A 10,771-nucleotide genomic window follows, 5' to 3' on the forward strand; every position below is an offset into this window, starting at 1 on the left:
AGTTTCGTCGCTAGCCACAAATGTTTTTTGTTCGCTCATCAATCCCACCACGCTTTCTTCGAAAGATAACTCCTTAATATAATTTTACTTTATAGGATAAAGCAAAATTAATCAAGTCGTTATGTGGTTTGGCAAGCATTGGCTTTGCTAGCCACTAACGTGGCAGACGCGCCAGCTTGTTGGGGAACATCCCCAAGCCCCTTATGGATTTTTTCTGACGAAAAAATAGTGGCTAAAATGTTAGCCACTCATAGTTCAAAATATAATCCTATGCAATTAAAAAAGCGGTCGCAAATTCGTTCTAAATTTTATAATAACATTTGTGTATTTTTAATTGTTATCTCATTTTTATAGAATGTTATAACCTTGTTACACATTATTAATTAATAATGTAACAGGGTTGTTTCTTTTAATTTATATTTATTGTGAGACTATAAGGATATGAAAAATAAGGAGAAAAATATGCTATCTGAGAAATTAAAATCTGCACGTTTGGCAAAGGAATTAACGCAAACTGAAGTAGCCAAACAATTATATGTAACAAGACAAACTATCTCTCGTTGGGAGCAAGGTAAAACATTACCGAATATCTATGCTATTCAAGAATTAAGTAGAATTTATGACATATCATTAAATGATTTAGTGAAAAATACAGTATTTGAAAATAAGGAAAGGCAAAATATGAAAAGAGTAAACTTTTTCGCTCTATTTGGATCATTAGTTTTTAATATATTTTTATTTTCTTTAGTTATATTATTTTTTAGCGTGCTTTTTATAATGTTATTAGGGATATCATTAACTATGATTCTTAGTCCATTGATTTTTGTTATTTTTGTTATAACAGATATACAAGACTTTGATTTTTTACAATTAGTTTTAACTATATTTTTCTTTGGTATAGGTTTATTTTCTATTCCTTTATTAAAAAGATTGATTTACGTTTCATTTGGTTTTTTAAAGAATTATTTAAAGTATAACTATAAAAGTATAAGAAAATCATTAGGATAATTTAGAATTATAATATTAAGGAGTTTTTATGGAGAAAAATTATAGAACAACACCACTTATAATTTATATAATCATCGTTTTTGGAATTACTTATATTTTTGGAGGCGTAATATACTTTATAAATGATAAAAGTATACTATCTAATTTAATAATGTTATTTCCTGCAATATCTGCCATTATTGTTTGGAGTTGTTTTTATAAAACAAACAAAAAATTTGTCGAATTTTTTTCGTTACGTATTGGAAAGCGTATGCATTGGGTTATTTATCCCATTATGATGGTAAGTGTTATGATCTTAATTTATGTAATCTCTTATATTATAAATCCTAATCAATTTTTAAATTCGTTTGAGATCAACTATAAATTATTAATGTCTCTGTTGATTAATACAACTATTGGAGTATTAATTAGTTTATTAGCATATTTAGGTGAAGAATTAGGTTGGCGATCTTTTATGTATCCTCAACTAATAGCTAAATTAGGGACAAATAAGGGATTATTTATCGGCGGTATAATATGGGGATTATGGCATTTACCACTTATTTTACAAGGACACAATTATCCTAATAATCCTGTTTTAGGTAATTTTTTTATGATAGCTATGTGTATGCCATTAGGAATTATTCTTTATTATACGTATATCAAAACGAAAACTATATTTATACCTGCAATTTTACACGGTATTTTTAATCAATTTGCAACTACTGTTTATATATTTGCTATTAAAAAGGATGACTTTAACTCACTAATTTACGGTCCAACAGGAATAGTTGGAATAATAATTTTGAGTATTTTAGCATTGATGTTGCTTGTGAAAATGAATAAGGCATACAAAAGCACTACCCATAATAACTAATTATGTTAACTAAAGGAAAAGGGAGAAACGCCGTTAAATCAGCGTTTCTCCCTTTTATGTGAATTCATGGACTATTCACATTTTATACATACCCTTAACCACACGTTTTCATGCATTTTCATGAAGAGAACTTTTGTATATTTATGTAAGTTACACTTGTTTAAATGACACAAGTGTAAACCACACAAATTATTATTCATTCGTATACTTATTTATGACAATGTGGTGTATTTAAGTGCAGTGTACAACGTTATACGAACTCGTATGTTAGAAAAAGATTCTGTTATAATGAGTGAGTCGTCTTACTTCCGACGAACTGTTCGACGGAGGGGGTGAAATCATGAGTTTAATATTTGTTAGCATAATTGCTCCTATTATTTCAGGATGCATTGTTTCGTTTTTTACGTTTTGGCTAAACAATCGAAATAAATAAGGCGACATAGCCTCACCATTAAAGAACCCCAACCTATGACAGTAGGTTGGGGTTTGGTGATTCATGAGTTTAATATTTGTTAACTTTAGTATATACTTTCTTATGCTTTTTGTAAAATCATCTATTCATATTTAGTTATATCTTATGAGATTTTAATATTCTTCCTATTTCTCGTTACAAAAAATATATATTTTAGATAATTAATTATAATTTTAGAAAATTAAGTGATATATAATGATATTTATTAAACATTTTCATATTTTTATTGTGAAAGTGTTAACAATTTTTTCTGAAAGTAGTACTATGGTCTTGAAGATAACTAAAGTATTTAAAATTAGGAAAAGGGGTTAGTTATTATGAATTTTTTAAAAGTTGCAGCTTCTGAAAAAGCTAGAGATTACGTTAATAGTGATAGGGAAATAGTATCAATTCATGATAATAGTACAGATTTTGTTGATGTAGGCGCAATAATTTTAATGGATTATGAAAACGTTTTCTTAGAATCGTTAAAAGAAGAACTATTGGATATTCCTGTATTATTAGTTACAAATTACGAAAATATTAATAATAAACATTCAAATAATAAAATAGACCTTGAATCTGTAGATTTTATTATTGATATTAATAATTTCAATATAGACTATGTTTCAAAAAAATTAGATTATTTAATATCTAAATATGAAAAAAATATACTTCCTCCATTTTTCAACACATTAGTTAATTATTCTGAAAGAGGTAATATCCAATTTGATTGTCCTGGACATCAAGGAGGACAGTATTTTACTAAACATCCAGCGGGAAAACAATTTTATAATTTCTTTGGAGAAAATTTATTTAGAGCAGATATTTGCAATGCAGACGTAGATTTAGGTGATCTTTTAATTCATGAAGGACCGGCTGTAGAAGCACAAAAACATGCTGCTAAAGTATACAATGCAGACAAAACATATTTTGTTATGAATGGTTCTACAACATCTAATAATATCGCTATAACTTCTGCAATAATGCCAGATGATTTAGTATTATTTGATAGAAATAATCATAAATCTGCTTATAATTCAGCACTTGTTAAAGATGGCGGTCGTCCAGTTTATATGCAAACTTCAAGAGATTCTTATGGTTTTATAGGTGGTATCTATGAAGAAGATTTTGATGAAAAATATTTAAGAGAACAAGCTGCTAAAGTAGATCCAGAGAGAGCTAAATGGGAAAGACCATTTAGATTAGCAATTATTCAATTAGGAACTTATGATGGAACAATTTATAATGCCAAAAAAGTAGTAGAAAAAATTGGTCATTTATGTGATTACATTTTATTTGATTCAGCATGGGTTGGTTATGAACAATTTATTCCATTAATGAAAAAATCTTCACCTTTATTATTAGACTTGGACGAAAATGACCCTGGTATTTTAGTTGTACAATCAACTCATAAACAACAAGCTGGTTTTTCTCAAGCTTCTCAAATTCATAAAAAAGATAAACATATTAAAGGACAAAAACGTTATATTAATCATAAAAGATTCAATAATGCATATATGCAATATGCTTCCACATCACCATTTTATCCTCTGTTTGCTTCTTTAGATATAAATGCAAAAATGCAAGAAGGAAAATTAGGGGAAAAACTTTGGAATGATTGTTTAACTGTTTCTACTAATGCTAGAAAAACTATTTTAAAAAATTGTAAGTATATAAAACCATTTATTCCAGAAACAGTTCATGGTGAAAATTGGGAAAAAGCTAGTACTGAAGAAATTATAAGTAATTTAGACTATTGGAAATTTAATCCAGATGAAAAATGGCACGGATTTAAAGGTTACGGTAAAGATCAATATTATATTGATCCCAATAAATTTTTATTAACAACTCCAGGAATTAATTCTAAAGATGACTCTTATAAGAACTTTGGAATACCAGCAGTAATTTTAGCTAATTATTTACGTGAAAATGGAATTATACCAGAGAAGAATGATTTAAATTCTATTCTATTTTTAATGACTCCTGCTGAAGATACAGCGAAAATGAATAATTTAATTGCTAAATTAATTCAATTTGAAAAATATATTGACCAAGATGCACCTTTAGAAGTGGTTTTACCTCGTTTATATTATAATAATTACGAAAGATATAAAAATTATACTATTTGTGAATTATGTCAAGAATTACATGATTTTTATAAAGAACACAATACTAAAGAATTTCAAAAGAAAATGTTCTTAAAAGATTATTTACCTGAATATAGTATGAAACCTTATGATGCAAATATTGAATTATTAAAAAACAATGCTAAATTAGTTGATTTGGATGATATTGTAGGTGAAATAGCTCTTGAAGGAGCATTACCTTATCCACCAGGTATCTTCTGTGTAGTACCAGGAGAAAAATGGAATGAAACAGCCAAAACATATTTCAAAATTCTAGAAGAAGGTATTAATGAATTTCCTGGATTTGCTCCTGAAATTCAAGGTGTTTATTTTGAAAAAGTTAATGATCGAATTAAAGCATTCGGTTATGTATTAGATAAATAATAAATGAGAAAGGTGCATTATTATGGCTGAAAATAAAAAAATGAGCGTTACTCAATTAACTATTGTTACTGCTGTTAATATGATGGGCTCAGGTATTATTATGTTACCTACTAACCTTGCACAAGTTGGTACAATGTCAATACTTTCTTGGATTATAACAACAATTGGAGCTACAATGTTAGCTTTTATATTTGCAAGAGCTGGTTTATATAGTTCAAAAGGTGGTGGAATGGGGGGATATGCTGAATATTCGTTTGGTAAAGCTGGAGCATTCCTTACTAATTATACTTATGGACTCTCTTTAGTGATAGCTAATGCTGCTATTGCTATATCTTCAGTAGGTTATATTGCTGTATTATTTAATGTTCATTTATCACCTCTTGCTACAGCACTATGGACTATAGTAGTTCTTTGGGTTGCAACAATATTAAACTTCGGTGGAGCAAATATTACAGGTAGAATTAGTTCATTTACAGTATGGGGCGTTATTTTACCAGTAGTCTTTATTAGTATTGTTGGATGGTTCTATTTTAGTGGTAGTAACTTTGCTTCATCTTGGAATCCTCATAACTATAGTTTTATAGAAGGAATGGGGAAATCTATTTCTATAACACTTTGGGCATTCTTAGGACTTGAATCTGCTGCTGCAAATAGTGATGCTGTAGAGAATCCTAAAAAAAATGTACCTATTGCTGTAATGGGTGGAACTATAGGTGCAGCAATTATGTATATTTTATCTACAAATGTAATTTTAGGTATTTCTCCTATAAAAGATTTAGCTAAATCTAGTGCGCCATTTGGATTAGCATTTAGTCATATGTTTAATCCTACTATTGGTAATATTGTTATTGCTTTAATGATAATATCTTGTTTTGGGTCTTTAATTGGTTGGCAATTTACTATTGCAGAAGTATTTAGAAGTTCAGCAGTTGAAAAATATTTTCCAAAAGTTTTTGCTAAAACTATTGGAAATGGTACACCATTAATTGGAATGGTAATTATTACTGTATTACAAACTTTAATTTCATTAATGACAGTTAGCCCATCTTTATCTAAACAATTTACAATATTAGTTAATTTAGCAGTTGTAACCAATGCAGTACCTTATGTGTTGACAATGGCAAGTATTAAGTCTATGCAAAAAGAAACATCAACAAATATTTCTAATAAAGCCATGAGATGGACTAATATTATAGCAATTTTAGCTGGTATATATACTTTATATGCTATCTACTCTTCAGGTGGAATAGCTGTTTATTATGGAGCTATAGTCACATTTGCTGGGTGGACTCTTTATGGATTAATCTCATATAGATTTGATACAGGAAAATCTAAAGATACTGATATATAAAAGCATTGTGAGATTTTATATAAAATAAAAAGCAGTCTAAGAAGCAAACTACGCTTCTTAGACTGCTTTTTATGATATATATTATATTTATTTTGAACCCCCGTTGATATAGGAGTAAAATAAAAATATTAATAACATTAAAGGATAAGATAACATGAAAAAAAATAATGAAATAAGTCATATTCTCACTATATCAACTTCTGGAGCGTTAATTTTTTCAGTAACTGGAATATTTTTAGGTATTATTTCAAATAGTGATATGGTTTTGCTTGATGGATTATATGCTGTTTTAAGCTTGTTAATATCAACGTTATCACTTTATACTTCTATTATTATAAAAAAGCCTAGTAGTGAGTCATTTCCATTCGGTAAATATATTTTTCAACCTCTTACAATAGTTTTTAATTCTTCTATTCTTCTTCTTCTTTGTATATTATCATTAGTTTCATCAATTTACGCTATTATGCAAGGTGGTAGAGATATTAATGCTAATATAGGTTTGTTTTATGGTATTTTTTCTTTTATAGGATGTGGGATAATTTGTTTATTGCTATCTAAAAATAGAAAAAAATCAGATTTAATATATGCAGAAATGTTTCAATGGTTATTAGATACTTGCGTAAGTTTTGGATTAGTATTGGGGTTTATTTTAATGTTTATATTCAAGTATATTGGATTATATTGGTTAATACCTTATATAGATCCTGTTTTAGTTTTAATTGCTGGTTTAATTTTAATAATTATGCCCATAAGACTTCTTTATAAAAGCGGTAAAGAAATTATATCAATGTCTGCTTCAGAAGAAGTACAATATGATATTTATAATATTGTAAAAGAAAAAAACCTCAAATATAATATTAGAGATGAGGATATTAGAATATCTAAAATGGGACAAGTAATTTATATTGATTTACAAAATATAGTTAATAAAGATTCTTATATTCAAAATATTAAACAGGCTGATGAATACAGAAATGAAATAATTGAAGAAATTAATCAAAACTTTACAAATTTCGATAAATGGTTAAATATTTCTTTTACAGAAGATTATTATTCAAGACAAATAAATTAGTTATTTCTTTAATCAGTGTAAAATGTTATAATAACAATGTAATTATACTAATTATGGTTTTAGCCCTTCATTTGAAGGGCTAATTTTTTATTACTCCCAATTTACTCCAAGTTGTTTTAAAAATTCCTCTCTATCTTTTTCAAATTCGGAGTCAATTTTATCTTTATATTCATCAGGATCTGTTAACCATTTAGGTGTTTTTTCACGGCTGGTATATTGTCGTGTTTTGTCTATACTCGCCATTTGTGGTTGTCGTTTACTATGAATGCGTTTCTCAGCGTCAAAAGTAAACTCTAACCACTCAATTTTACGTCCTTTTTTAGCTTTGATTTTATTGATATTGAGGTTATTAAAAATAAAATCTAGTTCTTTAATGATAGGAGCTAATACTTTCTGATTAATATGTGTCATACGATAACTATTAGGAATATCTAATCGCTCTCTAAAATCGTCAATTTGTATCTTAAAATAACCTGTGTGTTTATATTGTTTTAATAATCTAAACATATTCTTAGAGTACGTTGATTTGAGATGGGTCATTTCTTTTAATTCAAACTTAGTAAAATCAGCTGTTATTTCATTTAAAACGTGCTTTAATTTTGGGTTAATACTTACGATTAATTCCTGCTTATTAACATCAACTTCGTATCCTGTAAACAATACAAATTTTTTAAAAGATATACCACTTCGTTCAGTATAAGTTAAAGTTAACATTTTATCGTATACATGTTCTAAATCTTTAACAAAGCGTTTTAATGAACGATGATAATAATTACTTAAATGACGTAACTCTTCAAAAGGTATAGCTAATTCTTTTATATCTTGTTCTTTTAACTTATTACAAAGACTAAAAAATATATCGATCTCTGTGCTAGTAAACTTACGTAAAGGAACTAAATTCATTTCATTTTGATAGACAACAGTTTCACCGGACATGTTTGTAAAACCTCCTAAACAATTAATAGAATTAAAGACACTAAAATAAATAAAGGTGTCTTTAATTCATGTACATATATTTATTTAAGGTAATGATAACACTATATTAGCACTAAAGGAAACCTTTATAAAAAAAGTTGCCTTTATAGTTACAAAAAGTTGCCTTTATAGTTACAAAAAGTTGCCTTTATAGTTACAAAAAGTTGCCTTTATAGTTACAAAAAGTTGCCTTTAGCATTTCAAATCCTTTGTTGCTCTAAGACTCGGAAGGTACCTAAAAAGGTTTTAAAAAGATTTATAAAAAGATATTAAAAAGTTCGGGGCAATTCACCCCTCACAAATTCAAAAGAAAAAAACAATATGTGATATAACTTTAATGCATTATTCCAATTGCTTTATTGACATTGAGCCTCTAACCCCTTAACAAACCCGAAAACTGTCGACTCGTCGGGTTAATAGCTCACGCTATCCCGACATTCGTCGTTCCAGTTTAGTTAAGGGGTCTTCTCAATGCACAATAAATTTTCTCGGCATAATAATATATATATTAATTAATACACAAAATACTAAAAGTAACGACAAAAACATTTTGCCGTTAAAATCAGTTTTAGAAGATATTTTTAGAGTATAATATTAAAATTAACATAGTTTGACAGGTAAAATTTCTTTGTTTTTTTAGCTCATGTACATTTGTGTTGTGTACATGAGCTTTTTTTATTTTAAGCCTAATTTAAGCTTTATATAGCCCCTTTATCCTTAATTATATACTTATTCATCATTATTTAATTAAATGCTCTTATACGCTCTTAAAATGATATATATAAGCATTCCAAATAAAATATAAGGTACAAGATAGAATATAAGGATCAAATAACGCCATATGGAATGCCCTGTTTTTAAGACATAGTTAATCCATTCATAAAAGTGATGAATTCCTAACAAGTCGCCTAAGGGACTTAAGACTAAAAATGCGACCATGACTAAAGCAACAATAAAAAACATCGCTGTAATCCCTTTGGTTAGACGCTTAAACGCTATATCGTATTGTTTAACGGCTGTTTCGTTGGTTTTCATTCGCTCGTCTATTGTTTTTTTATATTCTCTATTGGCTTGTTGAAGTTCTGCTTGATTGTTTTTAACTTCTTTAACTACATTTTGTGTTTCCGTTTTAAGATCATTAAGTTCTTTTTGTATCGCTTGTTCGAAATCTTGTTTTAAATTATCGGTATCAATCCGTTGAACATAGTGTCTCGCTGCACTCATAAAGCGTTTTTCATTGGTTTCCGTTGCTTGGTTAAAGTTCGAGGCCGTGGTCTCGATCGTTGTCAATAATTGTTCGTGACGCTTGTTTTTCTCGTGCTCTCTCTTCTCGATCTCTTCGAGCCTTTTCATCAGCAAGTCTTGCTGATTCTGCAACCTGTCGGCGACGCTCAAGCTCATTTGTGTCTTGGGCGAATTGGTCCCAATCTGATTGAGTGACGCCTGTATCTCGTTTAGTTGATTCATCACGGTTTGAAGTTGGTCGTTTTGGCTGGAAGTCGGTGTCTGCGTCTCGTTCTTGTTGTTGTCGTCGTTGAATTTGTCTTTCAAAGCCATCTTCGATACCTCCTTTATTGTAATCTTCTCCTAATCGACGTCCACGCACCTTTTTATCTTCAGCTCGGTGTCGATACGTAATGCTTTTAGGCGTGACACGTTCAATTTCAATGCCATGTTGGTTTAAATGGTCTTTGAATTCGTCCATATTCGTGGCTTGTGATTGGTCTATCGCCTCTCTGATTTCATCTTTCCATGAATATTGGGCTGTTGATTTCGTATTAGGATTAGCGATTGCTTTTTCCGTTTGTGTATAACGTAGTCGTGCTGTGTTCTTTTCTGGCACACTTAAACCATGTTCCAGACAGACTTCGTCATTGAAATCTCTTAAATCACGTAAAGTTTGTTTATTGTTGTTAAATTTTTTACCTGTCTCAAGATCAATCGCATTAATCACAATATGATTATGTACATGATCCGTATCGTTATGTGTATAGACAGCGATTTGATGATTGGGGGCCATTTTCTCAGCAAGTTCTAAACCTAACTGATTACATTGTTCTGGTGTGATTTCATCGGGTTTAAATGACTGGATAATCACATGGCCTTGATTACCATCCGTTTTACCGTATAACTCACGAGAGGCTTTGAAACTCGATTTCGCATAGTCTACATCACAATTCAAACCACTTTTCTCAACGGCTCGTTTTTCAGCGTAATTAATGGCACGTGACGTTGATTTGGTTGCACTTATTTTAGTTGTTGCCATATTTCATCAAGCCTTTCACGTAATTCGCGGATATTATGTTCTAATGCCTCATAATTGGGTGCGTCATATTGATGTTGATTACAATATTTAGCAATCTGATTGGCATTTGAACCTAATTTCCCCAAATCTTTGGCTATCGATTGTCGCGTTGTTTTATCTAATTTAGGTGCGACTAATCGAGATCCTTGTGCCTTTTTTTTAACGAAAGAAGGCACACTCATATTTAAAGTTTCAGCTGACTGTTTCAACTTTAAATATTCGGATTCGCTCACACGAAAA

Annotated in this window: 10 protein-coding genes; 6 read left to right on the plus strand and 4 right to left on the minus strand. The window is 29.4% G+C overall.

Going from position 1 to position 10,771, the window contains the following annotated elements; all coding sequences use genetic code 11:
* Positions 1–441 precede the first annotated feature (441 nt).
* The 6 genes from CUN59_RS22955 to CUN59_RS22980 all read left to right on the plus strand — a co-directional run bounded on the left by CUN59_RS22955 (position 442) and on the right by CUN59_RS22980 (position 7,251).
* Entirely contained in the window at positions 442–1,008 is a 567-nt protein-coding gene (locus tag CUN59_RS22955; protein WP_243407010.1) for a helix-turn-helix domain-containing protein, read from the plus strand.
* A gap of 28 nt (positions 1,009–1,036) precedes the next feature.
* The gene (locus tag CUN59_RS22960; protein ID WP_104389573.1) at positions 1,037–1,864 is read left to right on the plus strand and encodes a type II CAAX endopeptidase family protein; all 828 of its coding nucleotides are present in this window, start codon (positions 1,037–1,039) and stop codon (positions 1,862–1,864) included.
* Positions 1,865–2,204: 340 nt separating this feature from the next.
* Positions 2,205–2,297 (plus strand): type I toxin-antitoxin system Fst family toxin, encoded by a 93-nt coding sequence (locus CUN59_RS22965; RefSeq protein WP_133164063.1) that lies wholly within the window; start codon positions 2,205–2,207, stop codon positions 2,295–2,297.
* 356 nt (positions 2,298–2,653) lie between these two features.
* Positions 2,654–4,828, plus strand: coding sequence for an ornithine decarboxylase (speC, locus tag CUN59_RS22970; RefSeq protein ID WP_104389574.1), 2,175 nt, complete (start codon positions 2,654–2,656; stop codon positions 4,826–4,828).
* 22 nt (positions 4,829–4,850) lie between these two features.
* The gene (gene potE, locus CUN59_RS22975) at positions 4,851–6,179 is read left to right on the plus strand and encodes a putrescine-ornithine antiporter (RefSeq protein WP_104389575.1); all 1,329 of its coding nucleotides are present in this window, start codon (positions 4,851–4,853) and stop codon (positions 6,177–6,179) included.
* A 154-nt stretch (positions 6,180–6,333) separates the two neighbouring features.
* Complete coding sequence (locus CUN59_RS22980) at positions 6,334–7,251, plus strand: cation efflux transmembrane domain-containing protein (protein WP_104389576.1); 918 nt, start codon at positions 6,334–6,336, stop codon at positions 7,249–7,251.
* 90 nt (positions 7,252–7,341) lie between these two features.
* Here CUN59_RS22980 and CUN59_RS22985 read toward each other — a convergent pair whose 3' ends face one another.
* From CUN59_RS22985 to CUN59_RS23000, 4 genes are all read right to left on the minus strand, one after another.
* A complete protein-coding gene (locus tag CUN59_RS22985; protein WP_104389577.1) occupies positions 7,342–8,187 on the minus strand; it encodes a replication initiation protein in 846 nt (281 codons plus the stop codon).
* 786 nt (positions 8,188–8,973) lie between these two features.
* Complete coding sequence (locus CUN59_RS22990; RefSeq protein WP_165790243.1) at positions 8,974–9,450, minus strand: coiled-coil domain-containing protein; 477 nt, start codon at positions 9,448–9,450, stop codon at positions 8,974–8,976.
* Between the two features lie 31 nt (positions 9,451–9,481).
* Positions 9,482–10,492 (minus strand): relaxase/mobilization nuclease domain-containing protein, encoded by a 1,011-nt coding sequence (locus CUN59_RS22995; protein WP_104389579.1) that lies wholly within the window; start codon positions 10,490–10,492, stop codon positions 9,482–9,484.
* A partial coding sequence (locus tag CUN59_RS23000) for a plasmid mobilization protein (protein WP_207765461.1) occupies positions 10,474–10,771 on the minus strand: 298 nt, incomplete at its 5' end. The genes CUN59_RS23000 and CUN59_RS22995, both read right to left, overlap by 19 nt.

The organism is Cuspidothrix issatschenkoi CHARLIE-1, from assembly GCF_002934005.1.
GTDB lineage: Bacteria > Cyanobacteriota > Cyanobacteriia > Cyanobacteriales > Nostocaceae > Cuspidothrix > Cuspidothrix issatschenkoi.

Coding starts and splice junctions, on each gene's coding strand:
- CUN59_RS22955 (WP_243407010.1), top strand. CDS start 442: ATGAAAAATAAGGAGAAAAATATGCTATCTGAGAAATTAAAATCTGCA.
- CUN59_RS22960 (WP_104389573.1), top strand. CDS start 1,037: ATGGAGAAAAATTATAGAACAACACCACTTATAATTTATATAATCATC.
- CUN59_RS22965 (WP_133164063.1), top strand. CDS start 2,205: ATGAGTTTAATATTTGTTAGCATAATTGCTCCTATTATTTCAGGATGC.
- speC (WP_104389574.1), top strand. CDS start 2,654: ATGAATTTTTTAAAAGTTGCAGCTTCTGAAAAAGCTAGAGATTACGTT.
- potE (WP_104389575.1), top strand. CDS start 4,851: ATGGCTGAAAATAAAAAAATGAGCGTTACTCAATTAACTATTGTTACT.
- CUN59_RS22980 (WP_104389576.1), top strand. CDS start 6,334: ATGAAAAAAAATAATGAAATAAGTCATATTCTCACTATATCAACTTCT.
- CUN59_RS22985 (WP_104389577.1), bottom strand. CDS start 8,187: ATGTCCGGTGAAACTGTTGTCTATCAAAATGAAATGAATTTAGTTCCT.
- CUN59_RS22990 (WP_165790243.1), bottom strand. CDS start 9,450: ATGAGTGCAGCGAGACACTATGTTCAACGGATTGATACCGATAATTTA.
- CUN59_RS22995 (WP_104389579.1), bottom strand. CDS start 10,492: ATGGCAACAACTAAAATAAGTGCAACCAAATCAACGTCACGTGCCATT.